Below are 26,759 nucleotides of genomic sequence, written 5' to 3' on the forward strand. Positions count from 1 at the left end.
AACTGGCAACACTTCACGACGATCTTCCCGCTATGAGCGATGCGGAACGCCAAACGGTTTTCGAACGGGCGTTTCCGATCAATCCTTTTGTCCGGTTTGAAGATAGTGCGATTGCATCGGCGTCGATCGGGCAGGTTCACGAAGCATGGTTGGACGAAAAGACGAAAGTCGCGGTGAAACTGCGCCGGGAAGGGATAGAAAAACGCGTGCGTGCCGACATTCGGATACTGAGTGCGTTCAACCGTCTGTTCCGTCTTTTTTTCTCGACACTTACCCGCCATTCGATCGAATCGGTCATCGCTGAGTTCTCATCGATGATCGTGCGCGAATGCAGCTTTACGCAGGAGAGGCAGAATCTGGAGAAATTCAGTGCGATGTACGCTGATAGCGGGATTGTTTTCCCCGGTATCTTTCCCCGATGGTGCAGCGACGATGCGCTGGTGATGAGTTTTGAGGAAGGGTGGCGGTTTGATGAACGCAAAGCAATAGAAGAATCTGGGATTGACATCGCGCCGCTTATCGATCAGCTGGTGAGGTTTTATACCGATCAGATGCTGGTCAAGGGATTTTTTCATGCCGATCCTCATCCGGGGAATCTTCTCGTAAGCCGCGAGGGAAAACTGATTTTGCTCGATTTCGGAATGGTCAAGAGGGTGCCGAACGACACGAGGATTGCCATCATCGAGCTGATCCGTTCTGCGCACGAGCGCGATTTCGAAGGGTACGTGAGCGCGGCGAAGCGTCTGGGTACGGTAGCGTACGATGCCCCTGCCGCAGAACTGGCGGAGTTTACCGAACGGATGTTCGATATTTTCGGCAATGATGCGCTGGACAGCTCCAGCATGCAAAAACTGGCTTTTGACGTGATGGACCAAACCCGCAATCTACCGTTCAAGCTTCCGCAGGAAGCGATCTACATTCTCCGGGTCAGCGCGATCATCGAGGGGCTTGGGACGGCGTACATCGAAAACTTCAACGGGATCAAAGACATCCTCCCGATTTTGCAGCGCAATATTCCGCGGGCGCTGGGGATGAAGGAATCGTTTTTGGAAACGGTCATCGACGAGTTCAAAAAACTCCCCGAAGACATCACGGCACTGCGGGAAACGCTGCGCCGCTCCAGCAGGGGGGAACTAGTCGTCGAACTCTCGCCGTTGCAAATGCAGCAGCTAAAATCCGATCTGGAACACTCCATCACCCCTTTGTATACGGCGTTGATGCTTGGCCTTGCGGCAGCGGGCGCATGGATGGGAGGATGGGCGACAATCGCATATTTTCTGATCGGCGCTTCCGTGATGCGGCTGTGGCTGCGTTGAGCGGTTCGGCCGATAGGCGAAGTGTGCTACAATTTTTTAGACTTACCCCAAAGGAGTGCTGATGCCTCGCGTCAACAACGAGCAGTTTTATGCGGCGTCGCTGAGAAAGCACGGTGTTTCGGCTCAGGGGGTGCAGTGGCGGAGTGTCGAGAACCAGCGTATCCGTTTCGAGCAGATCGTGTCGATGATTTTACGGGAGGGCGAAACACTGCGAATCGTCGATGCCGGTTGCGGGTTTGGCGATCTGTACCGGTATCTTGTGCCCATTGCGGGAGAGCGTCTGCACTATATCGGACTTGATTCGTATTCGGTGATGGCTGAGATCGCCCGAAAAAGGACGCAAAGCGAGATACGGTGTCTGGATGTCCTGCACGATCCTCTTCCGATGGCCGATTATTATGTCTGCAGCGGCGCGTTGAACATTCTGACGCCGTATGAGAGCCACCGTTTTATACGCCGCTGTTTCGAAGCCTCGGAGAGAGGGTTCGTGTTCAACTTTCTGGAAGGTTCGGACGAGTCGGAGACCTACAATTATCTGCATGCACGGACAATCGAAGCGCTGGCGCGTGATTTAAACGCCCGGTGCGTACTGAAACGGGGCTATTTAAAAGACGATTGTACGGCGGCGTTTTATAAAGTCCCTCAGACGAAGACTGCGACGTAGTTGCAACAAAGATATGCCATAATCATACTACCTGATGATTGGAAAGGGGAGTAGATGAATTATCATTTGAGTTTGCGGGAAGTGAGCTACGCCCTTTCCGAAGCCCTCGATTATGTTGGTATCGATGACACGATGCACGGTAAGCGGGTCGCCTTCATGGCTGCCGAAATCGGTAAAAAACTCGAATGGCCACAAAAGCGGATCGACCACATTCTCATCGCGGGGATGATGCACGACTGCGGCGTTTCATCGACGGATGTCCATTCGCATCTGGTAAACGAACTGGATTGGGATAACTCTCAGGTGCATTGTGTGCGGGGAGCCGAATTGTTGGAGAAGGTCGAGATTTACCGCGACTATGCCCCGATTGTTTTGTATCATCATACCCATTGGGACGAATTGCCCGGTTCACTGGACGGTGAGACCCGGGAAAATGCCAATCTGATCTATCTCGTCGACCGCGTGGATGCGCTGCGGGTGCAAATCGGCGATCACAGCACGCGTGATCGCGGCGAAATCGGAAACATCATCCGTAAATACAGCGGAACGATGTTTTGCCCTGAACTCGTAGACGCGTATCTTTCGTGCGCGGCGGCCGATTCGTTCTGGTTTTACATGGAAAGCGAAGCGCTGAACGGGTATCTGGACGAATGGCTCGAAGCGGGTGTCTCCGAAAATGTCACGTTTGATCTTCTTAAAAGCATATCGATGCTGTTTGCCGAAGTCGTCGATGCCAAAAGTACCTTTACGACCGAACACTCTTACGGTGTCGCATCGCTGAGCCGATACATCGCCAAGCAGCTCGGACTGAGCCGTGAACAGGAAGAAACAATCGAACTGGCGGCATTGCTGCACGATCTGGGGAAACTTCGGATTGCGGATACGATTTTGAACAAGCAGGGTCCTCTAAACGAGGAAGAACGCCACAGAATGAACCGGCACGGGTTTGATTCGCACATGATTCTCCGCAAAATCAAAGGGATGAGCGAGATTGCCCATATCGCGTCATTGCATCACGAATATCTTAATGCGACGGGTTACCCCTACCAGCTTACCGACACGCTGATCCCTCTTGAGGCACGTATCCTGGCGGTTTCCGATATCTTTCAGGCGCTGATACAGGATCGTCCGTACCGAAGCGGGCTGCCGCCTGAAACGGCATTATCGGTTTTGGAGGAGATGGCACAGGAGAAAAAAATAGACTCGGAGATCGTGGCGTTTGTCTCGGACCACCTTGAAGCGTGCTATGAGCACGCCAAAAAAGTACTGGAACTCTAAGCCGCATCAGTCGATAAAACGGAGATTGCTCAAATCGTTGCGGGGAATCGTGACGATGAAGGAAGAGCCTTTTGTGCTGACTTTGAGCTCCAGCGAGCCTTTGAATTCCTGCTCGACGATCAGGCGCGCTACGTGGAGGCCGATTCCGAACCCTTCTTCTTTGTTTTTTGTCGAAAAATTGGGTTGGAAGATTTCTTCGCGCAACGGTTCGGGAACCCCTCCGGCCTCATCTCTGACGCTCAGATAAATATGGCTTTGATCGGAGCGCGCTTCGAGGCTGATAAAGCGTCCCCCTTCGTTTTTAGACCCCAGATACGCATCTTTGGCATTGGCGATCAGATTGATCAGTACCTCTTCGAGATCGGTTTGGTAGCCGTATATCTGGCTTTCTTCGCCGGTAGGGGGGATTAGAAGCTCGATGCCGCTGTGTTTGAGCTGTTCGTTCCAGAGCGATGCGATGTGTTCGAAAAGCCCCCGGATTGAAAAGAGTTCTTTGGCGCGGTGTATTTTCCCCAGATTCAGGACGCTTTTGAGTATTTCCGACATCCGCTGGGCCTGATCGGATATGATCTGGGCGCTTTTGGTGACGCATGTCGATTTGATCTCTTCATCGATCCCCGTCTGGATCATCAGATTGATCGCTTCCATGCTGATGAGATTGATCGGCTGGCGCCACTGGTGGGCGACTATCCCCAGTGAATCGACCAGTCCTGAACGATGGGAACGTATTTTGAGGGCATGGTTGTACCGTTTTGTCCCCCAAATCGATACAAAGAGCTTTTCGAGATCGTTGCAGATGTGGGCGTGTTCGGTTGTGAGCTGCTCGGGTGAGAACCGGATTGTCTGGACCAGTAGCGAGAGGCTCTGGTACAGATGTTCGTCAGGTTCCTGTGAAATAAGGCATACCGCAAATCCGTTCATCAGCGATTTGCGCGATTTGATGACGTTGAGCAGGGCTTCACTCAGAGACGGGGTTTCGATAATGATTCCGACGGCTTCGGCACTTACCAATGAAAGCTCATCAAGCGAGAGAGCGATGATCTCGAAAGACTCCAGCATCGAAGCACTCGGAACAAACAATGAAGGCTGCATGCACAGATGAAGCAGGGCCGGCTTGGTATTCTCACTCATGTGTCACCTCAAACGGGTCGCCTACGGCGTATCCTTGGATGTAATCGATGTGTGCCGCATTGAGCAGGTCAATGTGGCTTGAATCGGATATGTTTTTTGCGATCGCTTTGGAACCGACCAGATGAATAATGTCGACCATGCTGGCGATGATATGGCCGATTTCGGGATCGCTTTCGAGCTTTTCGGTCACTGTGGGATGAAGATTCATAAAATCGGGCTTGAGCGACAGCAGCAGCGGCAGATCAAACTCTCCCGCACCGAAATGGTTGAGGATGATTTTATACCCTTCCTGCTGAAGTTCCCGCACCATAGCCGCAGGAATCTCGTCGTAGAGCGTTTCGATACCGTTGATGAGCTGAAAAGCGATGCACGATGGGGGCAGATTGAACCGCTCGGTCCAAAAACGGATGTACGAGACAAGCCCTTCGTCGCTTAGGTCATTGGAAGAGAGGTTGATGACCACGAGGGATTCGGTGTGAAGCGAAGAATACAGCTGCAGGGTGTTGCGGATCATCGAACGGGTGATCATGATCATCTGCCCCATGTTGATGGCCAGATTCAAAAACGTATCGGGACCGTAGAGCTGGCCGTCTTTGCGGATTCGAATGAGGCTTTGATACATGGTGATGTCCAGAGACTGCGCATTGACGATGGGCTGGAAAAGCGGGACGATGTCCTCATGTACCAGTGCGTTGAAGATCATGCGTAGAATGTCGCGGCTGCTGTTGAGAGCCGGATCCTCCATTTGGTCGATCTGCGAATAAAAACCGACGCCGCCTCCGGGCCGGTCATTGGTTTTTTCCAAAGCCCGTTTCGAATGCAGAACGACGTTCTCTTGTCCCGTAGCGATCCCGATGGAAAGGGTTGAATTGAGGATGATCCCCCGCTCCGATGTGTGAAAATAGCGGACGACAGAGGCCATGTTGTTGGCCAGATCGGTCGCGTATGCGGTGTGGTTTCCGTCGAAGAGGAGACAGAACTCATCGGTGGCCGTACGGTAAAACTCCCCCTGCGGCTCGTTGATCAGACTTTCCAGAAGGCGCGCCAGTTCGGTGAGGTAGTCGTTGGCGTAATCTTCCCCGACGAAAGAAATGATATTGTTGAAGTGGTTGATCCGCAGACGCAGAAGGGTTTTCGGCCCTTCATCGACGTTTTCAAGCCGTTCTGAAAGATCGGGAAAGGTCTTCCACCCCGTGACGGGATCGGTGATGGCATCGGATGTTTTCTCCGACGTGCCATCAAGGGCAAAAATCTTTTCGAGCGTTTCGAAGAGTTTCGGCATGGCGAGCGGTTTAAGCAGGTATCCCTGCACGTTGAGGCTGATCGCTTCCGCCATGAAATTCGCTTCGTCGTGAGCCGAGAGAATGACGATCGGCTGATAAGGGGATAATGCACGGATTTCACGTATCAGGCGAAGCCCGCCGAGTTTGGGAAGCTCCAGATCGGTGACGACGAGGGTAAAGGGATCGGACGCTTTGTAGCGGTCGAGAAAAAGGGCGTGTCCTTCTTCCCCGTCGGTAGCGATGACGCATTCACGAAAAAAGACCCGCAATATGCGGCTGAGCGATTCGGCGATTTCCTGATCATCGTCGATAATCAGGACGGATCGGCATTCTGATCCTTCTTTGAGTTTCTGGATCGAATTAGCCAAGCTCGCCCTTTTTCATGATGTACCCGAAGCCGCGCATGTTTTCGATCAATTCTTCATTGAGTTTATGCCGGACACGGTTGACGAGCGAACGAATCGTGGAGGCTTCGGTGTCTTCCCCGTCCCAGATAAAAGAGCGTATGCTCTCATCCGTCATGACCTGCCCCAGATTGCTGACGAACAAGATAATGAGGGCGTATTCGCGTTTGGTGAATTTTTGGACGATGCCGTCATAATAGAGAAGATTGGTTTGTTTGTTAAACGCATAACGGCCGCTGAGATGAATGAGAGGATCCGAAGACGGCTCGGCTTGCTGCTGCGTCTGAGTGCTTAGGCGCTGTATGCGGATATCGAGTTCTTTGAGATTGAACGGTTTTTTAAGATAATCGCTGCACCCAAGATCGAATGCGTCGGAAATGTAATCGATGTCGTGATAGGCGCTTATGATGATTTTTGGAACAATGGGGTAGCGTGATTCGATAGCTTGCAAACATTCCAGCCCGCCGACGAGCGGGGTGTTGATGTCAAGGATGTAAAAGTCGTGCGATTTGCCCTCTATCACGTCCAGTACGTCTTGGCCGTTGTCATAGTGATCGACCAGATGCCCTCGTGAGAGGAGATAGGTACGGATGGAGCGCGCCAGCATAAACTCGTCTTCCAAAAGCAAAATTTTCATATCGCGATCCCCTTTAATGATGCTGCGACAGCGTCGCATTTTTGAAAATGTAACGGAACGTCGTGCCGCGTACGGGCGTGGAGGAGATTTCGATCTCGATTCCTTCTTCGCGGCATATTTGCGCAACGATACTGAGCCCCAGTCCGTATCCACCTTTGTGTTCCGATTCGCGGTAAAACCGTTCGAATATTTTTTGTTTGTCGATGATAACGGGGCCGTGGTTATGTATTTCGAAAAAAAGATCGTCGTGGCGCATTCCGACAATGATGTTGATTTCTCCGGGACGGGAGGAGTATTTGATCGCATTGGAGAGCGTATTGTCCACCAGGCGGGAAAGTTTGAGTTCCGAGAACATTAGAGCAGGGAGGTTGGGTTGTCCGACACGCATCGAGAGGGTCAGACCGTTGACTTCGGCGATGCAGGTAAAGTATTGTTTACGCTCGGCGATGAAAGAACCCGGATCGATTTTGACTTTCTGGTCGGGAATTCGGTCTTGTTTCATCAGATAGGTCATATCTTCATAGCTGTTTTGGATGATCCGCGCACCCGCTTCGATGGCGTTAAGGGATTCATTATCAATCTCTTCCATCCGCAACAGGTCGATGTTCGTGATGATGACGGAGAGCGGGGTATGGATTTCGTGAATGGCATTTTTTAAAAACCGGTCCTGATCCTTCAAAAGCCGCAGCGCGTATTCGCGCGATTCTTCGAGAAGCTGGCGGCTTTCGGAGAGGGCATGGTCGTAATCTATTTTTTCGAGAACAGAGAGCAACGCGGCAAAAAGTTCGTCCTGATTGACCGGTTTCAGGACGAACCGGTCGATGCCGCACCGGATCGACTCGATAAATACGCTGCTGTTTTCGGCACCGGATATGGCGATGACCCTTTGGGCCGGATCGATTTGTTTGAGGCGGCAGGTGAGTTCAAGACCGCTTTCGTGTCCGAGGTTGATGTCGGTGATGACAAGCATCGGGCTGTGGATTCTGGCCGTTTCGAATATGCGCAGCGCTTCGGAAGCTTCCGTAGCGGTATGGATCGTCGTGAAAAAATGGGAGAGCAGCCGCACAAGGCTATCGCGCATCAAAGGATCGTCTTCGACGATAAGAAGCGATTTGGCTGATGCAAGATTTTTCAGACGCGCGGCGGTAGAGACCATATCAGCCTTTCTGGAAATGAATAGCAGGAGATATTATAGCTTCTTGTGACGGGGTGAATAAACGGTTTTGGCGAATACGTTTCATTGACGGATGAAAAGGCTCCGGCCGGCCGAATAAATACCCCTGCGATTCGGTGATTCCGATCGTGTTGACGTGTGCGTGAACCTTTTCGGTGCCGACAAATTCGGCAATCGTTTTGATCCCCATCCGGGATGCGAACGTCGTGAGCATTTCGACGATTGTACGGGAAACATAGTCGGTATCGATCGTATGGATCAAAGAACCGTCGAATTTGATGTAATCGACGTTGAGTTTGGCCAAATGTTCGAAATTCGAATACCCCGATCCGAAATCATCCAGCGCCACTTTGCATCCAAGCTTTTTGAGTTCGGCAAAGAAATCCTGAATTTCGGCATATGATTCTATCCCCTCCGATTCAAGCAGTTCGAACACAAGACGTGTCGGTTCGGGAAACGACGCGATCTGCTGAAACAAAAACACGCGTGTGGGCAGATGGGAAATGTCGTCGATCGAGAGATTGATGCTGACGCAGCATTCGGAGTCTTTGAAATCGTTGAGCACCGAAGAAACGACCATTCTTGTGATCATGCCGTACATTTTAGTCGCTTTGGCAACCGAAAGAAAGCGTGAAGGAGGGAGTATTTCTCCCTCAGGCGTTACGAGCCGTGCGAGTGCTTCGTATTTGGTGACTTCCATGGTCGCATTGTCAACGATAGGCTGGTAGTAGGGGACAAAACGGTTCTCTTTCAATGCCCGTTTTATTGTGTCGATGCATTTGAGTTTACGGGTGTGTTCGTGGCTTTGATGCTCGGCGGCGTGATAGATGACGACATGTCCCTCCCGTTCGGCTTGGCGCAAAGCGAAATCGGCATGCGAGAGGCTATGCTCGTCATTGGGATTGACGATGGCGGCGTGCATTTCCAGAAACATCCCTTCGTCAGCAACACGGATTTCCGTCGATTCGAATGTATGGATGATAAGGTGTACAAGCGGTTCGAGGTGGCGGACGTCGACAGGCGAAAGAAGTGCGAAATGGGTGCCGCTTGTACGGTAAAGGCCGTGATACTCGATGGCGATCTCGTCTTCGATCAGGCCGCGCAACAATTCGGCGGTTTGCTCTAAAACGGCATTGCCCGCCTGATAGCCGTAGGTGTCGTTGAGATTTTTAAAATCGCTGATTTTCATCAGGACAAGAGAATCTTCGGGATGGTGCAAAATGTCCTGTTCCAGCTTGGCCAGAGTTTGCAGGCCGCTGATCCGGTCGATTGTGTACGTCTCGATCACTTCGCGGGTTTTTTCGTCGATCAGCTCTTCAAGATGTTGTTTATATCGCGCATTTTCGTATTCCATTTTGATCTTCGAGACGATTTTATGCAGCGTAGCGATGGTTTGGTTGCGCTCGACCGGCTTGAACAGGTATCCGTCCACGCCCAGCTGTACCGAACGGTGAAGATACTCAATATCCTTGTGGGCCGATACAAGCAGAACGGATTGTGCCGGATTGTGCTCTTTGATACGTTCGATCATGTCCAATCCGTTCATTTTCGGCATTTGCACATCGGTGATGATGAGGTCGAAACGGTTGTTCAAAGCGGCTTTAAGACCTTTTTCTCCGTTGGACTCGTGATGAATCGTCTCAAAAAAACGGCTCAGAAACGTCAGGTATTCCTGACAAATGAGCGGATCGTCTTCGACGTACAGTACGCTCATCCCTTTTGCATTCTCACAGACGGAACGGATCAGGTTGACTTGGCTAGTATACAAGAAACGTCTCTTTGTCAAAGGTGTCGGGAATCATGAGGGCAAATACCGTCGTATTGTCGTCGCTGCAGACGCGGATGCTTCCGTTTAGGTGCTTTTCGGTAATAATGGCCGACATATAAAGCCCCAATCCCGTGCCGTGCTTTTCGTCTTTGGTGCTGAAATAGGGTTCGAAAATCTTTTGGATGATCGGCAGCGGGATCCCTCCGGCGTTATCGGTGACAAGAAAGAGTATCTTGTCCGCGCGTTGCTCGATTTCGAACGTAATGGAGGGATTGTCCGTTTTGCGTTCGTCGAACGCGTCTTTTGCGTTGTTGAGGATGTTCAAAAAAACCTGAAGCATCTCGTTTTTGTAGGTAGTAAACGCGATCGTACGCTCACCCCGAAACGAGAGGGAAATCCGCTGGCTTTCAAGGCATTTTCCCAATATGGCCCCCAGTTCGTCGGAGAGCTCGCCGTACGTGATGCGTTGAGGCAATTTATTCGGCCGGAAAAAATTGCGAAAATCGTCAATCGTCTGAGAGAGAAAATGGACCTGTTTATCGATCAGTTCCAGATCGTGTAAAAGCTGTTCTTCATTCAGTTCGCTCAGCTGGGCGTTGATGATCGAATTGCTGGTAACAAGCCCGATAATCGTGATGGGCTGACGCCACTGATGGGCGATCATTCCGATCATCTCTCCCATGATGGCCATGCGTGACTGGCTGATCATAAGTTTTTCGTTCGCTTCGTTTCGATAGACCTGATTTTGGAAGGCGCTGTTAAGTTCATTCAGCCGTTTTTCGTTGCGGCATGCGTCGATGGCGTTGGAGAGTTTGATCCGAAAATTCGAGAACATTGCCCCCAGATACGGCAGTTTCGCATCATCGGTGAAGAGGAACAAAAAATGTTCGTTGCCGATCGCTATATCCAGAACGAATCGCTTGTGTGGCAGCGGATGGACGGCATAGCCGTCGATCCGTGTCGTCAGGGGCAAGGGGAGAGGAAACGCCTCGCCGATCTCGACGGCACAGTGTGGGGAGGGGAGCGTCAGCACATATTTCCCTCCGCAGGCACCGCTGTGGGTCAGGAACGTTTCGATCACTTCCCCGAGCATCTCCTCGAGTTTGAGGGAGTTACCGATAGCATTGATACAAGCATAGGCGATACCGGTCGGTTGCTGCATAATCCAAAAAACCTTTGCGCGATTGAATTGTTATGAAACAATAACGCTTTAGTGTCGCAATCATGTTGCAATTTAGCTCCTGCTACTGTCCCAACCCGTATTGTCTGAGTAATTGTTCGTACTCGTCGTCTTTGCCGAATGTTTTGAGATAATAGGCCGCAACGGTTCGCGCCATCGAGATCGATTTTTCCGCCAGCAGGGTCGAGAGACGGTTAAACACGGCTTGGCGCTCGCACTCTTTGATCTTCGGTTTGAAAAAATCGATTTGTGCATACGGGGCCATAATCTGCTGAACCTGTTTGACTTCGCCTTTGCCGATGGCCTCCATCGCTCGGGAGAGGACTTCGTCGAATGTCCGGTCGTAATCGGCAAACTCTTTCATCGTTTCAAGCGCGGGATTGGCTGCGACGAGTTCATAGGCGGATTGAATGTTGTCGCACCGGATGTATTCGAGGAGTTTCTGGCGCATCTGGATGATGTTTCCCATTTCCATGAGTTGTGGCCGGTAGGGGAGAAATACGGCCATCTGCTTGATCCCGGCTATCGCTTCGTCGTAACGGTTTTCGTCGATCATCGCCCGGATTTTCAGGATTGAGAGTTCGGCGAGGGTACAGACTTTTTTGTACATCACTTCTTCCTGCAAAAACGGATATTGCTCCGTCAGGGTGAAATACTCCCTGAATTTTTTATCTTTGATGTATCCGTCCGCCTGCAAAAAAAGGTTGTTGTTTTTAACGAGGGCGTGGATCAGTTCTTTTTTTTCGGGAATCATGCAGAAGGGTTTTAGTATCTCTTTGGCCGTGGGAGTATTTCTGATGGGATCATCGGAGAGGAGCTTTTTTGCCTGCGCAAAGCTTTTGGTGAAACAAAGATCGAGCTTGCGTGCGCTGTCGGTCTTTGCCAGATATGGAGCTTTTTCAAGCATACCGAATGCTTCGAAAAAGTTTTTATTCTGAACCGCACCGGCGAATTTTTCAAAATCTTTTTGTTTTTGCAGCAAAAATTCAAATTCTTTTTTGTATTCCTCGTCGTTCAGGAACGGTTCGGCAAATTCGAACGCCGAAGCGGAGTTTCCGATCGAAAAATGAAAGGTTTTTGTCCAGAGCAAATTTGGCTTTACGGTAATTTTTGCTTGAAATAGCCTGAGAAAAATCGTCAATATAGGCATGCATATCGATGATGTAGAGCCATCCGTTTTCAAATCCGACATGGAGCATCGAATCTTCGATGTGCAGCGAGCTGATCCCTTTTTGATCGAGTTTGAAGGTCGAAAACAAGGAGTTGTCGGCAAGCTTGACGATATGGAGCTGACCGTTTCGCGTCCCCACGATGGCAAAACGCCCGCTTTGATCCATCACGCATGATGTCGGCCAGGCGGGAAAGAGGACTTTTTTCGAAAAAGAATCGGAGCGAAAATCATAGGTATAGGAATATCCCTCACGCCCGACGCCATAAAACGATCGGCTGTCATCGTAAAAAAAAGAGTCTTGCAGGACATCTTCGAGATAGGTGTTGAGCCGCATCTTTTGATAGCGCAGGTTGAGAATGCTCAGAGATTTGTCGTAGGCGGCATACGCCAGATGTGCTCCTCTGTTATCGACCGTAAGGCTGGAGATGAAATCGGGTTTCGGTTGGGGCGACATCAACTTTTTGCCCGTTTGCGAACAGAAAACATAGACTTTTCCGTCCGTTCCCCCGGTAATGAAATATTGGCCGTCCCTTCCGCAGAAACGCATTACTTCCGCGCGTTGGTCATGGCCGTGCACCCGCAGAGCTGCCGCAGCCGGGTCGTTTTTCTCGGGCGCTTCGGGCAGTCCATCTTGCTGTGTCGGTACGGCATAGCACATGGCGCAGGCGCCGTCTGTTTTGACGCTGTATCCGATGCGGCCGTCGGGGCTGAAGGACGCCCCTTTTTGGTAGGTGTGCAGAGGCTCGCACCCCTGAGGAAAAATGTCGTGGGTTTTCATGTCCCACTGCTCTTTATTGACAGTGTAGCAGTTGCCCTGTGTATTGGCAAAAAAAACGGTACTATCATCCGAATGGATGGCGATGATACTGCCGGAAATCTGATACGAACGGATTATTTTGATCATCTTTCCCGCCTCAGCCTATTCGTGCAGCTGAATGCGGCACAGATTGCTTGTTTTCATCTCTCAAATCTCCTTGATTAGGTTGTCCATAAGGACGAACAGCTCTGTGCTGGCATCTTCCATCTCGCGGAAATTGGTGAGAATTTCGGTTGCGTTGGCGATGCAGAGTCTGCCGCTGGTGTCCTTGATGTATTGCAGATTTTTGTTGGCCCGATCATGTACGATTTCATGCGGTCTGCTCATCTGGGCGTAGCTGGCGGTTTTTCCGAAGCGGCGGCGTCCTTCGTCGTTGTACCACTGTCCGATACTGCATTGTTGGGTGCTTAGGACTTCCAGCCGCGGTTCGCAGCGCATCAGGCTGTTATAGGCACGCGATTTGTAGATGATATGGTCGATTTTTGCGAGCACGATGAAGACGCTGTTTTCCATCATGTACGACGACGATACGATGCTTGAAGAGGTTTCGTTGAGCTGTACGAGAGTTTTTTCGAAAGCATGGATCTGATGGGTGGAGGATTCGACGACGCGGTTCATCTCTGTGGCACTTTTTTCGATGTCGCTCATATCCTGCTTGAGCGAGTTGATCGAGACGGCAATTTCTCCCGTCGCTTTGTGGGTGCGTTCGGCAAGTTTGCGCACTTCGTCGGCGACGACGGCAAAACCGCGCCCGTGTTCTCCGGCACGTGCGGCTTCGATGGCGGCATTGAGTGCGAGGAGATTGGTCTGTTCGGCAATGTCGGTGATGAGCTGGATGATCGCATTGATCTCCTGCGTCCGCGACGTCATGTGTCCGATTGCGTCGTTGTTTTCGCTGACGCTGACGTTGAGCGATTCGAGTTCCTGCACGATTGTTTCGATGGTTTTGCGGCTGTCGTCGGAGAGGTTGGCGGCCTCTTTGGTCGCCTGGGTCACATTTTTGAGGTTGGTGATGTTGTGTTCGAGGTTATCCTGGATCACGGCAAGCGATTCAGTGACCTCCACGGAGAGCTTGCTCAGTTCCGAATTCAGTGCGTCGCGCTGTTTTTTCTCCTCTTGTTCCTGCATCACGGCAATCGAATTTTTTACCAGTTCGATTGCCTGAACGAATTCGCCGTGCATCCCATCAGCGGTGAGAGGCACAGTGAAATCGCCGCGTGTGGCGTTTCCAATCGATTGGTAGATGCGGTGGATGAACGTTTCGATCTGCGTAATCAGTTTTTCAAGCGATTGCCCCATCACGCCCAATTCGCTGCCGCTGGTCGTATCGATGTGCGTATCGGCGAAATTGCCTTCCGCCACTCGCTCGATGACGCGGGTGAACGACGCGAGAGCGGAGGTGATCGAGCGTTGTACGAGATTGGCGAAGAGGAAAATCAACAATGCGACGGCGAGCCCCGCGACCAACACCGCCGTTTTGAAAAAGAAGATATTGTTGTGCATTTGCGCGGTTGTCGTCTCGAAGCGTTTGCGTTTGATATCAATCACTTTTTCGAAGCTCTCTCGAGAAGCGTCCGCATAGGGGGTAAGCTCTTTTTTGTATTGCGCATAGATGGAAATAGAATTCTCGGCGATAGCATTTTTATCGGTTGTGCCGAGATTTTTCATCATAATCATCGTATTGTCCAAAAAGGCAAACGTACTCTCTTTGGCCGGAGCGACGAAAGGCGCTGATTCGGGATCGGAAATTTTTTCGAGTTCGGCAAAGTTCTTTTTGATCTTTTCGGTCCGCTCTTCGAGTTTTACCATGTTCTTGTCGTAGCTGTTTCCGAGCATGATGTCGCGGCTGGTGCGGCTGATGTAATTGAGGTCTTTTTCGATTTCAAGCGTATACATGGCTCCGGCCGTCGCGTTTTGCTGCAAGTCGTTGTAATCGGATTCGATTTTGCTCAGCGCGAAAAATACGAATATCGATGCAAAGATGACCGCAGCGGTGACACTGCCGATAAGATAGGTCATCCGCTTCCGTATCGATTGGCGTTCAAAAAAAGAGGTATTCATGTTTGGTTCCCTTTGAATATTACATTTTGTTTAATATCGGTTGAGAAGCATCGTATCGCTTTAATGTTGCAAGTTTGTGGCAAAATCAGAAACATTGTGAATATTTTGTGATAAAGCCGTTTGATTTTTTTGCCGTTTTGATCCATAATTCGTTCCAAAAAAGGGTAATCATGACGGAGCGATTTGACCGCGCGGCACAGAACTGGGACAAAGGGGATATGCGGACAAGCATCGCCAATGCCGTGTTTCAGACGATTACCAGCCGCATTGCGCTGCTCACTCATATGGATATCCTCGATTTCGGATGCGGAACGGGTCTGCTCAGTTTCAAGGTCGCTCCGATGGTTCGCTCCGTCACGGGGGTCGATCTTTCCGAAAAGATGCTCGAGCAGCTCGAAGCCAAAAATACCCCCTCTCTCCGTGTCGTCCCGCTTTGTCAGGACATTGTGCACCATCCTCTTGAGCGGCAGTTTCACGGTATCGTCAGTTCGATGGCGATACATCACGTCGAGGATACGGCCGCCTTGTTCAAGACGTTTCGATCGTGTTTAAAACGGGACGGATTTCTGGCGATCGCCGATCTCGAAGCCGAAGACGGGACGTTTCACTCTCACGGCAACGAAGGGGTATGCCATTGGGGATTCGACCGGGATGCTTTGCGCACGACAATCGAAGACGCCGGATTCGGCAATGTACGGTTCCATACGGCCTATACGGTTGAAAAAGAGGGAAAAAACTATCCCGTCTTCCTCGTTACGGCGATGAAACTCTAAGGGTCAGGAAAAGTGTTTTAGCAGTTCGTCCACCGGGCATTTGACCAAATCGGAAGCGAGTGATTTCGCAACGGCTTTTTTGGCCGGATCGGACAGCTCCGCCATCAGTTCCGCGTGATGTCTTGTCGGAAACGCCAGATAGCACGATCCCGACGGCGAGTTTGCCAGTATTTTTGAAATGTCATCGGCGATCTTGCGGACCAGCTGCTGCTCGATCTGATGCTCAAGCGTGTGGTTTTCTCCGCTGGAATGTTGGAAATTTCCCTGATCGTCACTCAGCGCGTCCCCGCTCTTTTTGCGCCCCTGTATGTAATCGATATCGCTGATCGGTTCCACATGATAACGCCCGGTCGCCGCAATATGACTGACTTTGTAACTTTTGAGTTCGCCCATGTCGGCGACGATGATGAGTTTATCCGCGTGTTCCATCTTCTTCTCCTTGTGATACAAAATTATCAAAACAAATAAATGGTACTCCTCTATTCTTAAAGAAGCGTTATGTTGCACGGAATTTGCATACGCTCCTGAAGTTTAACCCAAGGAGTCTCCTATGGTCAGCCGTGCAAAAATCAAAGAACTCATGAACGAGAGCGCCTGCTCCCACAGCAAAGACAAAAAACCGGGCGAGGGATGCGATAAGCCCAAACCGGGTCTGGCGGCGGGAGGGTGCGCGTTTGACGGGGCGCAGATTTCGCTTTTTCCCTACGCCGATGCCGTCCATCTCGTCCACGGCCCCCAGACCTGTCTGGGCGCGTCGTGGGAGACCCGTGAGACAAAAACGTCGTACGAAGGGCGTGATCATACCCAGATGGGATTCACGACGGGGATCACGACCAACGACGTTATCTTCGGCGGGGACAAACGTCTTGCCGATTCGATCGATTACATCATGGAGAACTACCGTCCCGAAGCGATTTTTGTCTATTCGACCTGCGTCACGGCATTGGTGGGGGACGACATCGATGCGACGTGCAAAGCCGGAAGCGAAAAACACGGCGTCCCCGTCGTCCCCGTCCACGCCCCGGGATTCGTCGGGAGCAAGAATCTGGGATCACGTCTGGCGGGGGAAGCGGTCCTCGAACACCTGATCGGGACCAAAGAGCCCGAAACTACTACCCCCTACGACATCAATCTGATCGGAGATTACAACGTCACGGGGGATATGTGGCAGTATCTGCCGCTGTTCGAGAAGATTGGCATCCGCGTTCTCAGCTCGATGAGCGGCGACGGGCGGGTAGGGGACATCCGCACCGCCCACCGCGCCCGCCTCAACGTCATCGTCTGCGCCAAATCGCTGATCACCCTGACGCGCAAGATGCAGGAGCGCTACGGTATCCCGTGGATTTCGGTGTCGTTTTACGGCAAACGGGACACGACGTTCGCGATCCGCGAGATCGTCAATGCGCTGGGCGATCCCGCCCTGATAGAACGGGCCGAAGCGGTAATCGCACAGGCAGAGGCGGAACTGGAAGCAAAACTTGCCCCCTACAAAGCGCTTTTTGAGGGGAAAAAAGCGGTCCTCAACACGGGAGGGAACAAAGCATGGTCGATCGCGTCGGGGCTGCAGGATCTGGGGATAGAGGTGGTGGCCACCAGCGTCGCCAAATCGACGCAGGATGACATCGACAAGGCGCGTGAATATCTGGGGGAGAACGGGGTGCTGATGACCAAACCCGCCGCAGAGCAGGCGAAAGTGATCGATGCGACCGGAGCGCATATCCTCCTGGCCGGAGGGCGAAGCCTCTACACGGCGATCAAGAAAAAAATCAGCTTCATCGATGTCAATCAGGAGAAAAAGACGAGCTACGGCGGCTACAACGGTCTGCTCAACCTCGCCGAGGATCTCAAATACGCGTTTCGCAATCCCGTATTCGCCAATGTGGGCAGACCCGCGCCGTGGGAAGCGCCTTAGGCGAAGTTTTTCGCCAAGACTTGGTTCAAACCTTGCAGGGCTTCATCGAGTTTGAAATCCGATTTGTAGACATCATGGACAGAGTAGCTCTTTAGCGGCTGTGCTCCGCAGAACTGGAAAAGTTTGTGCAGAGCGATATTCGCCTGATCGACACTCATCCCCTCGAAAAACCCGTTCGGATTGTCAAACTCGCTGGGGGGGCAGTTGTAGGTAAAGCTGAGCATGTATTTTTTCCCCTGCATCAATCCGCCGCTGCCGTATTTTTTGGACGCATCGTCACGGCTTCGCCCATCGCTGACGTACGTGACGGTGTTATTTCCGCCGGTGAACACTTCATCGACGTATTTTTTCGCCAGCCATGGCAATCCCATCCAATACACGGGAGACTGGACGAAGAAAACATCGGCCCATTTGAACTTTTCGAGCTCGCTGGCAGTGTCATAGCCCGCATCGATCGTCGTTTCGCGCACGTCGTAGCCGTGGGAGAGAAAAAACGCTTTCGCTTCGGCGAGGAGGTCGCGGGTCAGGTTGCCCTCGGCGAACCCTTCGTATTTTTGGTGGAGGTTGAGGAGAAGGACGTGTTTCATATTTTGACCTACTTATGTGTGTGTGTGTGTGTGATTACGAATATTTTACTCAGCTATGGTTAATAAAATAGAATTATTAATTTTTATAATTTATTGTCTTGGTTTCCGAAAGTGTTATGATAGTCGAATACCATTTCAACTAAAGGATCAATCATGACACCGATCATGCGAGTTACAGTAGTTGCCTTGCTGGCCGCAATGCCAATTGGGATGATGGCGGAGGAAAGTCCGGGTAACTACAGAATGGGACCCGGGTACGGGATGATGGGGTATGGATACGGAGGTGGATATGGGCCGTGCGAAGAGTGTGGAACCTACCATATGCGCGGTAATAATGATGACGGTTACCGTGCTATGTCCGAAAAAGAGGCGAAAGAGAAGTTTGATGCGTATGTCAGCAAACACCTCAAAGGGTACACCATGGGCAAAATGGAAAAACAACGGATGCCGATGGGGACGATGTACTGGGTGATCGTCAAGGATAAAAACGGAAACGAGATGGAACTGCATATGAACCCGTGGGGTTATATCAGAGGGCCATTTATCAAGTAAGTAAAGCCGGTCTAGGCCGGCTCTCCCCCTTTCTCCTACCAGCAGTTTCCACCTCATCCAATCCTCTTCATCTTAACCCGATCAAGCACTTCAGGTAGATAGGCCTACAACATCTAGCCTTTTGAGGAGTCAAGACTGCGCACCGCCAATGATTGATACGATTAGAGGGTATAAACCTATCAATAGTATCTCATCTCGCACAAAACTTGCATTTTTCATGATAACAAGGAGTTGTCATGGAACCCAGTCGCACCGTTTTCACATCTCAAAAGCCCCTTCAAGTCAATCCGATCAAACACTCCCAACCGATGGGCTCTACCCTCGCGTTTTTAGGGGTCAAGGAGTGTATGCCCCTTATGCACGCCGCGCAAGGGTGCGCCTCGTACACCAAGGTCTTCTTCACCCGCCATTTCAACGAACCCATCGCCGTGCGCAACACCTCGGTGAGCGACATCACCGCCGTCCTTGACGGAGGGGATTATTCGATCCTGATGGCAATCGAGAACATTCAGGAAAAGGAAAAAAACCTTAAACCCTCCATGATCGGCCTTCACACGACGGGACTGACCGAGACTAAGGGCGACGATGTGCGCGGCGTGGGGACGCACATCGAGATCCCCTACGTCTACGTCAACACCCCCGACTATGAGGGGGGCATGGAGAGCGGCTGGGCGCTCACCGCGACCGCCATCATCGAACAGCTCACTCTCCCCGCCACCGAAGTAAAACCCAACAAGCTCGTCCTTTTACCTCACGTGAGCATGCAGCCCATCGAGGTCGAAAAGATCAAATGCCTCTGTGAGGACTTCGGGTTCGAGACCTATGCGCTTCCCGATCTCTCGACGTCGTTGGACGGGTACTGGGAGGAAGCTCAGGGCAAACTCGCCAACGGCGGGATCACGGTCGATCAGATCCGCGATTTGGCAACCTCTTCGGTCGTCGTTTCCATCGGTGCGTCGATGAAAAAATCGGCGCTGGCGTTGCAAGCCAAAAACCCCGCGATCGAGCATCTGCATTTCGATCATCTGATGGGACTTGAGGGATGCGACAATTTTGTCGGTGCGCTGATGAAAATCCGACAAGCCGATCCGAAACCGCTGGTGAAGCGGTGGAGAGCGCGGCTGCAGGATGCGATGCTCGACACCCATTTTCTGATCGGAACGTCCCATTTTGTCGTGACGGGAGAGCCGGATATGCTCGTCGGGCTGTGCGCAATGCTGCGAAGCGTCGGCGGAACGATTACGGCGGCGGTTTCGACCGTTTACAGCGATGTACTCGAAACGATAGAAGCGGAAAACGTCTTCGTCGGAGACCTCGAAGATGCCCGAGAATACATGCAAAACGCGGATTTGGTGATCAGCAACTTCCATGCAGAACGAATCTTGCACAGTTATCTGCATACGGCGTTGGTGATCCGGGGATTCCCGAATTACGAAGAGCTTGGAAATCAGCTCAAAAACGACCAGCTGTATGAGGGAAGCACGTACTTTTTGTTCGAAATCGCTAATGAACTGAGAAAGGTCAAACATGAACACTAAAATCACAATAGAAGGTGCAAACGCAATGGAAAATGCGATGAAAGTCGCTTTTGCGACCAAGGATATGGAAGAGATCAACGCCCACTTCGGCGGAGCCAGAGAGTTCGTTGTCTACAATGTCTCCAAAGACGGGTTTTCATTGTGTGAAGTGATCAAAACCGATACTACCGGCATCGAAGAAGAAGACAAAACCGATTTTCGCGTCCGTGCTCTCAAGGGGATCAGTATCATGTACTGCGAGAGCATCGGCGGTACGGCGGCGGCCAAAGTGATCCGTGCGGGAATCCATCCGATGAAAGTGGGCGAGCCGACGTTGATCGAAGACATCCTCAAATCGCTCGTGGCGATGATCAACACCAATCCGCCGCCGTGGATCAAGCGGATAATTCATATGCAAACCGAACACGATGTTCGGCAAGACCGATGGGCGGAAGGGGAATAATACAATGGAAGCAGAAAAAAAATTAAGCGATTTTGGATTAGAGATCGTCCGTCAGATCCGCGCACTCGACCAGTTCGGAAACTGGGCGAAAATCGGCGACGAAGAATTGCTCGTCAAAAAGTACGTCAAGACCAAAGAGGAACTCAAACTCGTTCCCCTGATTGCCGACATTGACGAGATGATGATCAACGACATCAAGATGATCTACAAAGCGGTCGCGTTGTCGTTCGAACGCAAAACGGGCGTCGTGTGCAACGTCATCATGGAAATGAGCCACGAGGGGTTCGGTCGCTGCGCCGTGATTGCCGATCGGATCTGCATCGTCAACAAATATTTCAAAGACGCCCACCGTTTCAGCTACCGCACGCTCGATGCACTGTTCGAAGACGGCGACAAGACGCTCGAAAACGCGATAGCAATTTACGAGCAGTACAAACCGTGCATACAACAAGGATAAGGAGATAACCATGGCAAAAGTAGGCATTTTTTTCGGCAGCAGTACCGGAGCGACGCGCGAAGCGGCGGAAGTTCTGGCGGATGAGATAAAAGGAGCCGAACTGATCGATATGGAAGAGGATTTTGACGGAATCGATCAGTTTGAGGATTACGACGTGTTATTGATCGGCTCGTCCACATGGGGACAGGGCGATCCGCAACGCGACTGGGTCGATCCATTGTACGAACTTTCCAACGATCAGCCTGATCTCAGCGGCAAAAAAGTCGCTTTTTTCGGGGCCGGAGATCAGAAAACGCACGGCGAACATTTCGTCAGCGCTTTGGGAAAAATGCACGACTTGTTTGTGTCATTGGGGGCCTCGGCCTACGGATACACGCCGACGGAAGGGTTTGATTATGAATATTCCCTTGCCGAAAAAGAGGGAAAATTCTGCGGGCTGGCGTTCGATAACGTCAATCAAGAAGACCTGACCGAGGAGCGCGTCACTCAATGGGCGGGGCAACTCAAAAGCGAAATGGGATTGTAACGGCAATCATGCCGGATAAGGAGCACACAATGAAAACTCTAGCCGAATTTCAAAAGATCACCGACTGCGAAGAGTATTTCGATTTTTTTGATATTGAATACGACGAGCGTCTGGTGCACGTCAAGCGGTTCCATATCATGAAAAAATTCGGTGAAATGGTAGAAAAAGCACAGGGACACGATATGGGCAGCGATGCAAAACTGCTCGAATACTACAAATTCGCCCTGATCACCGTCTACAAAAACTTCGAGAACGGCTACAGCCCCTCGGCGGCGGACGTGTGGGAAATGTTCGATAAACCCAGCGCGTGCGGCACCTGTTCGACATCAAGCAGCTGCAACAGCATAGAGGAGGTAAGCCATGGAGTTCACGCCTGCACAAGCCAGCCAAATCTCGGCTTCTAGCAAAGACGAAATACTTCCGCTGTTCCGTGTCGGACAGCGGGTGAAGCTCATCAAAGCGATTCGAAACGACGGGACTTATCCGCACGCCAACATCGGCGATTTTCTTGTTGACGAGGGAGCCGAAGGATACGTCCGAAAAATTGGCGATTTTTTGCAGACGATTCGGATCTACGAAGTCAATTTCATCGAAGAGGGGCTGGTCTTCGGATGCCGCGAAGCGGAACTCGAAGCCGCCGAAGAAGAGGACGGATACGACGAAGTCGCCGAAGAACTGCGTTGGCTGAAAGAACACCGGGCCGCGCGAGCCGCCGAAAAAGCGGCGCAATCTCAAGAAGAGGGGGAGTAAAAAACCGACGCTTTTTGGGATTTTAAAATGTTCGAAACATTTCGAATACTGTGCCCTAGCGGCTAACCCTAAACGGAGCGATTCGTTTAGTGCATCATAATCATTAAGGAGTTGGGATGACAACACGTGTAGAAATTATGAATGACTTTTTGGCGATCAACGTCAGACCGGGCAAGACGATTCAGGATATCGTCGAAGCATCGGGAAGTGCATTGCCTTTCGGATGCCGTGACGGCGAATGCGGTACCTGCGTCGTATCGGTCGAATCAGGTATGGAGTACATGAGCGAAATCAACGAAAAAGAAAAAGCGGTACTCAAAACGCTTAACGAAAGCAATCCGAAAGCACGTTTGGCCTGCCAAATGAAAGTCGTCGCACCGAACGGATTGGTCCGTCTGAAATACTAAATCCGCCTCCTCTCGATAAAGCCGAAGGAATCAGACGCCTTCGGCCAAAACTGCTTATTTTTTGACCACATAATCGCTCTTTTAGTACCTATAATGATTTAGAACGAAATATGCATTTCATATTTCAATTGAATGATTATTATTAGGTGTGGACAATGCAGACAACGTACTCTTTTAAACAAAAACAACTCCCCCGATTGTCGATGCAGACATGGCTGCCGTTGCTGCAATGCTCGCTTAACGATCTCGAAAAACATCTACAGGTCATTACCAACGATAACCCCTGTCTGGAGATCAAATCGGGATTTGAACAATCGAACGCCCAAGCAGGCGGTTCTTCGGCATACGGAGCGTTTCAAAATTATGTTTCCAATTCTTCCAGCGATCAGATCGAGTGGCTCAGTATCGCTTCGACCTCGCTGTATGAAAAGCTGGATGAACAGATCGTTGCACCGCTTTTTCCGACCCCGATTTCACAGAAAATCGCCCGTCAGATCATTTACTACATCAACGAAGAGGGATATTTTGAGGGGAGCGTCGAAGAGGTGGCGCGCCAGTGCGACACCGATGCTCAAAACGTCGAGCGGGTACGCCAGCGTTTCGCCCATCTTGAACCCTCCGGCGTAGGAGCGGTCGATTACAAAGAGTCGTTTTTGTTTCAGCTTAACGACTACGACCTCGACGACGAACTGAGCATATTGCTGGGCGCGATGATTTTGCAATTCGACAAAATGGAGAAATTCATCAACCATCGCCGTCTTGCCGATGCAAAACACGTATTACAGCATCTTCGAAACCCTCCGGCACTGGAGTACATGGAGAGCGAAACGCAGATCACCCCCGATTTGTTCGTCGAATTTTCCGGCTCGGAACTGAACATTCGGATCAATCATGCGTTTTATCCCGATTTGCAGGTGAACATGATCGACAAATACGACAATTTCGCCAAACAAAAATTCAAAGAAGCGCGCGAACTCGTCAAACTTCTGGACCTGCGTAAGGCAACGCTCTACAACGTTGCACTTGTCCTGATCGAGAAACAATACTCTTTTTTCATGGGGGGAGAACTCAAACCGCTCCGTCTGCAAGACGTCGCCGACGAGCTTGGATTCAACGAATCGACGATTTCGCGTGCCATTTCGGACAAATACATCCAGACCGAGCGGGGATTGTACGCGTTCAAGGACTTTTTTTCCAATTCGATCGGCGAAGTCTCGACTTCTGAGATAAAGCACTTTTTAAAGCGTCTGGTGGGCAGCGAAAACAAAGACGATCCCTTCAGCGACAAAACGCTGCATGAGACGATCGAAGAGCGTTTCGGGGTCAAGATGGTCCGCCGTGTCATCGCCAAATACCGTCAGGAACTCGATATCCCTTCCTATAAAGAGCGGCAGTTTTTGTATAAGCTCGAACTTCTTTAAGGGCTCTTCGCCCCCCTTATTACAGCCTTAACGTAATTTATAGCTTCTTTCTTTTATAATGGGCCAATTTTTTTCGGTTATATTCCCAATATTTTTTTAAAAAGGAGACGACATGCAAATCAGCGGTGCACAGATGGTTATCGAAGCACTTATCGCCGAGGAAGTCGAAGTGGTGTTCGGATACCCCGGCGGAGCGATCATGAACGTCTATGATGAGATCTACAAACAACGCTCTTTTCAGCACATTCTAACCCGCCACGAACAGGCGGCGGTTCACGCAGCGGAGGGATACGCCAAAGCTACGGGAAAAGTAGGGGTGGCGATGATCACCTCAGGACCCGGATTCACCAACGGCGTGACCGGATTGGCCGATGCGTATATGGACTCGATTCCTCTCGTCGTGATCAGCGGTCAGGTACCGATGTCTTTGATCGGGACCGATGCGTTTCAGGAGATCGATGCGGTCGGCATCAGCCGTCCGTGTACGAAACACAACTACCTCGTCACCGATGCGGCCGATCTGCCGCGCGTGCTTAAAGAGGCGTTTTACATCGCCCGCACGGGGCGTCCGGGACCGGTTCACGTCGATATCCCCAAAGACGTGACGGCACAGATCGCGACGTTCGATTATTCCAAAGAGGTCGAACTCGAAACCTACAAGCCGACGACCAAAGGGAACGCCCGCCAGATCAAAAAAGCGATCGAAGCGATCGCCGCTGCGAAACGTCCGCTGCTCTACCTTGGCGGCGGTATCGTCAGCTCTGGTGCGGCCGACCTGGTGCGCGAATTCTCTAAGATGACCCAGATCCCTGCGGTTGAAACGTTCATGGCGCGCGGAACGCTCCGCTTTGACGATCCGCTTTTGATTTCGATGCTCGGGATGCACGGCTTTGACGACCGCGTCACCGGAAAACTCTCCGAGTTTGCCAAAAACGCGCAGATCATCCATGTCGATATCGACCCCGCCAGCGTCTCGAAACTGGTCCATGCGCATTACCCGATCGTCGGCGATGTCAAAAACGTGTTGGAGCAGATGATGCCGCTGGCAAAAGAGCAGATCGATCCGGTCCGCTACGCGCCGTGGCTGAATACGATTGCCAATTTTAACAAGCTGCATCCGCTCTCCTACACGGAAGAGGGCGATCGTCTCAAGCCTCAATGGGTTATCGAGCGGATCGGTCAGCTTCTGGGAGACAAGGCCAACATCTCTACCGACGTCGGACAGCACCAGATGTGGACGGCGCAGTTCTATCCGTTTAGCCGTCCCCGCCAGTGGGTCAGTTCGGGCGGTCTTGGGACGATGGGATTCGGTTTCCCTGCGGCGTTGGGTGTCAAGCGTGCCGATCCCGAGCGGGTCAGCATCAATATCACCGGTGACGGTTCGATCCTGATGAACATTCAGGAACTGATGACGGCGGTCGAGTATAAGCTCCCGGTCATCAATGTTATCCTGAACAACAACTTTTTGGGAATGGTACGCCAGTGGCAGACGCTGTTTTACGACAAACGCCACTCGCAGACCGATCTGTCGATTCAGCCTGATTTCGTCAAAGTCGCCGAAGCGTTCGGCGGGGTAGGGTACCGCGTTACGACCAAAGAAGAGTTCGACGCGGCGCTCAAAGACGCGGTCGAGAAAAACGTCGTCACGATCATCGACGTCGTAGTTAACCGGTTCGAAAACGTTTTGCCGATGGTTCCGGCAGGCGGATCGCTGTTTAACATGATGCTGGAATACAAGGAGAAATAATGGAAAATGCACGCAGAGTAATTTCCGTTATCGTGCTAAACGAAGCGAGCGTATTGTCCCGTATCGTCGGGCTGTTTTCAGGGCGCGGCTACAACATCGAATCGCTGACCGTCGCTCCGATTCCCGATTCGAAGTATTCGCGCATCACGATCGTCACCGCAGGTTCCTTGCGGGTGATCGAGCAGATTACGAAACAGCTTCATAAGCTGATTCCGGTACTCAAAGTATACGAACATGCCGATCTGGTCGAAAAAGAGATGGCAATGGTCAAGATCCCGATGAACGAGTCTCTCGGCGATATCGAAGCATTGGCCCATGCCTACAACGGGCGGATCGTCAATGTCGGAAGCGACACCCTGATCGCGATGGTGGCGGATGAGCCCTCACGCGTCGGCCATTTTCTTGAAGCGATCAAACGTTTTCATCCCAAAGAGATTGTTCGAAGCGGCTCGGTCGCTTTGGAGAGATAAAATATGACACTTGAACAAATCGCATCGATAATCGGGTGCAGCGCAGCGGAACGAAGCGTCGAAATTGCTTCCATGAACACCCTCCAAGAAGCAAAAGAAGGGGAGATTTCATTCCTTTCGGACGGCAAATACGAAAAAGAGCTTTCAACGACCAAAGCCTCTGCCGTTATCTTGCCTGCGGCGAAAGCTTCCCTTCTTCCCGAAGGTGTCGCGGCGCTGATCAGCGAAGAGCCTTACATGGCCGTAGCCAAACTTTCAAAACATTTCGCCAAACCGATCCGCAGCAGCGATAC

Annotated in this window: 28 protein-coding genes; 17 read left to right on the forward strand and 11 right to left on the reverse strand. The window is 51.3% G+C overall.

The features are described 5' to 3' along the window. The 3 genes from JU82_RS01395 to JU82_RS01405 all read left to right on the forward strand — a co-directional run. On the forward strand, positions 1-1,316 hold a 1,316-nt coding region (locus JU82_RS01395; RefSeq protein WP_037945736.1), incomplete at its 5' end, for an AarF/ABC1/UbiB kinase family protein. A 61-nt stretch (positions 1,317-1,377) separates the two neighbouring features. Further along, positions 1,378-1,980, forward strand: a complete 603-nt coding sequence (locus tag JU82_RS01400) for a class I SAM-dependent methyltransferase (protein ID WP_037945737.1) — start codon at positions 1,378-1,380, stop codon at positions 1,978-1,980. 54 nt (positions 1,981-2,034) lie between these two features. After that, entirely contained in the window at positions 2,035-3,258 is a 1,224-nt protein-coding gene (locus JU82_RS01405; RefSeq protein WP_037945738.1) for an HD domain-containing phosphohydrolase, read from the forward strand. Between the two features lie 6 nt (positions 3,259-3,264). Here JU82_RS01405 and JU82_RS01410 read toward each other — a convergent pair whose 3' ends face one another. The 9 genes from JU82_RS01410 to JU82_RS01450 form a co-directional block, all read right to left on the reverse strand. After that, positions 3,265-4,389, reverse strand: a complete 1,125-nt coding sequence (locus JU82_RS01410) for a HAMP domain-containing sensor histidine kinase (RefSeq protein WP_037945739.1) — start codon at positions 4,387-4,389, stop codon at positions 3,265-3,267. Beyond that, the gene (locus tag JU82_RS01415; RefSeq protein ID WP_037945740.1) at positions 4,382-6,040 is read right to left on the reverse strand and encodes an EAL domain-containing protein; all 1,659 of its coding nucleotides are present in this window, start codon (positions 6,038-6,040) and stop codon (positions 4,382-4,384) included. The genes JU82_RS01410 and JU82_RS01415 overlap by 8 nt, the downstream gene beginning before the upstream one ends. Further along, positions 6,033-6,713, reverse strand: a complete 681-nt coding sequence (locus tag JU82_RS01420; RefSeq protein ID WP_037945741.1) for a response regulator transcription factor — start codon at positions 6,711-6,713, stop codon at positions 6,033-6,035. The genes JU82_RS01415 and JU82_RS01420 overlap by 8 nt, the downstream gene beginning before the upstream one ends. A gap of 13 nt (positions 6,714-6,726) precedes the next feature. Continuing rightward, positions 6,727-7,869, reverse strand: coding sequence for a response regulator (locus tag JU82_RS01425; RefSeq protein ID WP_037945742.1), 1,143 nt, complete (start codon positions 7,867-7,869; stop codon positions 6,727-6,729). A 1-nt stretch (position 7,870) separates the two neighbouring features. Next, positions 7,871-9,655 carry an EAL domain-containing protein gene (locus JU82_RS01430; protein WP_037945743.1) on the reverse strand — a complete coding sequence of 595 codons (1,785 nt, stop codon included), beginning with the start codon at positions 9,653-9,655 and terminating at the stop codon, positions 7,871-7,873. Further along, positions 9,645-10,817: a HAMP domain-containing sensor histidine kinase gene (locus tag JU82_RS11565; RefSeq protein ID WP_294891996.1), complete on the reverse strand. Its 1,173-nt coding sequence runs from the start codon at positions 10,815-10,817 to the stop codon at positions 9,645-9,647. The genes JU82_RS01430 and JU82_RS11565 overlap by 11 nt, the downstream gene beginning before the upstream one ends. An 82-nt stretch (positions 10,818-10,899) precedes the next feature. Further along, complete coding sequence (locus tag JU82_RS01440; protein WP_037945744.1) at positions 10,900-11,925, reverse strand: hypothetical protein; 1,026 nt, start codon at positions 11,923-11,925, stop codon at positions 10,900-10,902. Further along, positions 11,822-12,910, reverse strand: a complete 1,089-nt coding sequence (locus JU82_RS01445) for a WD40 repeat domain-containing protein (RefSeq protein ID WP_037945745.1) — start codon at positions 12,908-12,910, stop codon at positions 11,822-11,824. The genes JU82_RS01440 and JU82_RS01445 overlap by 104 nt, the downstream gene beginning before the upstream one ends. Positions 12,911-12,970: 60 nt before the next feature. Next, complete coding sequence (locus JU82_RS01450; protein ID WP_037945746.1) at positions 12,971-14,884, reverse strand: methyl-accepting chemotaxis protein; 1,914 nt, start codon at positions 14,882-14,884, stop codon at positions 12,971-12,973. Between the two features lie 170 nt (positions 14,885-15,054). Here JU82_RS01450 and JU82_RS01455 point away from each other — a divergent pair, with 170 nt between their 5' ends. Next, positions 15,055-15,657: a class I SAM-dependent methyltransferase gene (locus JU82_RS01455; RefSeq protein ID WP_037945747.1), complete on the forward strand. Its 603-nt coding sequence runs from the start codon at positions 15,055-15,057 to the stop codon at positions 15,655-15,657. Positions 15,658-15,660: 3 nt separating this feature from the next. Here the strand turns inward: JU82_RS01455 and JU82_RS01460 are convergent, their stop codons facing one another. Next, positions 15,661-16,086: a host attachment protein gene (locus JU82_RS01460; protein WP_037945748.1), complete on the reverse strand. Its 426-nt coding sequence runs from the start codon at positions 16,084-16,086 to the stop codon at positions 15,661-15,663. Positions 16,087-16,207: 121 nt separating this feature from the next. Here JU82_RS01460 and nifE point away from each other — a divergent pair, with 121 nt between their 5' ends. Then, positions 16,208-17,569 carry a nitrogenase iron-molybdenum cofactor biosynthesis protein NifE gene (nifE, locus tag JU82_RS01465; protein ID WP_037945749.1) on the forward strand — a complete coding sequence of 454 codons (1,362 nt, stop codon included), beginning with the start codon at positions 16,208-16,210 and terminating at the stop codon, positions 17,567-17,569. On the opposite strand, the gene JU82_RS01470 is transcribed toward nifE, so the two are convergent. Beyond that, entirely contained in the window at positions 17,566-18,156 is a 591-nt protein-coding gene (locus JU82_RS01470; protein ID WP_037945750.1) for an NAD(P)H-dependent oxidoreductase, read from the reverse strand. The genes nifE and JU82_RS01470 overlap by 4 nt on opposite strands. Before the next feature lie 153 nt (positions 18,157-18,309). On the opposite strand from JU82_RS01470, the gene JU82_RS01475 reads away from it, so the two are divergent. The 12 genes from JU82_RS01475 to JU82_RS01530 all read left to right on the forward strand — a co-directional run. Beyond that, on the forward strand, positions 18,310-18,708 hold the full coding sequence (locus JU82_RS01475) for a hypothetical protein (RefSeq protein WP_294891997.1): 399 nt from the start codon (positions 18,310-18,312) through the stop codon (positions 18,706-18,708). 236 nt (positions 18,709-18,944) lie between these two features. After that, positions 18,945-20,246, forward strand: coding sequence for a nitrogenase iron-molybdenum cofactor biosynthesis protein NifN (gene nifN / locus JU82_RS01480; protein WP_037945751.1), 1,302 nt, complete (start codon positions 18,945-18,947; stop codon positions 20,244-20,246). Continuing rightward, positions 20,236-20,688 carry a nitrogen fixation protein NifX gene (gene nifX, locus JU82_RS01485; RefSeq protein WP_294891998.1) on the forward strand — a complete coding sequence of 151 codons (453 nt, stop codon included), beginning with the start codon at positions 20,236-20,238 and terminating at the stop codon, positions 20,686-20,688. The genes nifN and nifX overlap by 11 nt, the downstream gene beginning before the upstream one ends. A 4-nt stretch (positions 20,689-20,692) precedes the next feature. Next, complete coding sequence (locus tag JU82_RS01490) at positions 20,693-21,145, forward strand: NifX-associated nitrogen fixation protein (protein WP_037945752.1); 453 nt, start codon at positions 20,693-20,695, stop codon at positions 21,143-21,145. A gap of 10 nt (positions 21,146-21,155) precedes the next feature. After that, positions 21,156-21,671: a flavodoxin gene (locus JU82_RS01495; protein ID WP_037945753.1), complete on the forward strand. Its 516-nt coding sequence runs from the start codon at positions 21,156-21,158 to the stop codon at positions 21,669-21,671. 29 nt (positions 21,672-21,700) lie between these two features. Then, positions 21,701-22,075, forward strand: coding sequence for a nitrogenase-stabilizing/protective protein NifW (locus JU82_RS01500; RefSeq protein WP_037945754.1), 375 nt, complete (start codon positions 21,701-21,703; stop codon positions 22,073-22,075). After that, on the forward strand, positions 22,032-22,421 hold the full coding sequence (locus JU82_RS01505; protein ID WP_294891999.1) for a nitrogen fixation protein NifZ: 390 nt from the start codon (positions 22,032-22,034) through the stop codon (positions 22,419-22,421). Before JU82_RS01500 ends, JU82_RS01505 begins: the two co-directional genes overlap by 44 nt. A gap of 116 nt (positions 22,422-22,537) precedes the next feature. Beyond that, positions 22,538-22,828 (forward strand): 2Fe-2S iron-sulfur cluster binding domain-containing protein, encoded by a 291-nt coding sequence (locus JU82_RS01510; protein ID WP_037945755.1) that lies wholly within the window; start codon positions 22,538-22,540, stop codon positions 22,826-22,828. Between the two features lie 155 nt (positions 22,829-22,983). After that, positions 22,984-24,249, forward strand: coding sequence for an RNA polymerase factor sigma-54 (rpoN, locus tag JU82_RS01515; protein ID WP_037945756.1), 1,266 nt, complete (start codon positions 22,984-22,986; stop codon positions 24,247-24,249). 112 nt (positions 24,250-24,361) lie between these two features. After that, positions 24,362-25,996: a thiamine pyrophosphate-dependent enzyme gene (locus JU82_RS01520; RefSeq protein WP_037945757.1), complete on the forward strand. Its 1,635-nt coding sequence runs from the start codon at positions 24,362-24,364 to the stop codon at positions 25,994-25,996. Then, complete coding sequence (ilvN, locus tag JU82_RS01525) at positions 25,996-26,466, forward strand: acetolactate synthase small subunit (RefSeq protein ID WP_037945758.1); 471 nt, start codon at positions 25,996-25,998, stop codon at positions 26,464-26,466. Before JU82_RS01520 ends, ilvN begins: the two co-directional genes overlap by 1 nt. Positions 26,467-26,469: 3 nt before the next feature. Next, on the forward strand, positions 26,470-26,759 hold a 290-nt coding region (locus tag JU82_RS01530; RefSeq protein WP_037945759.1), incomplete at its 3' end, for an LpxD N-terminal domain-containing protein.

This window comes from Sulfuricurvum sp. MLSB (assembly GCF_000747095.1).
Lineage (GTDB): Bacteria > Campylobacterota > Campylobacteria > Campylobacterales > Sulfurimonadaceae > Sulfuricurvum.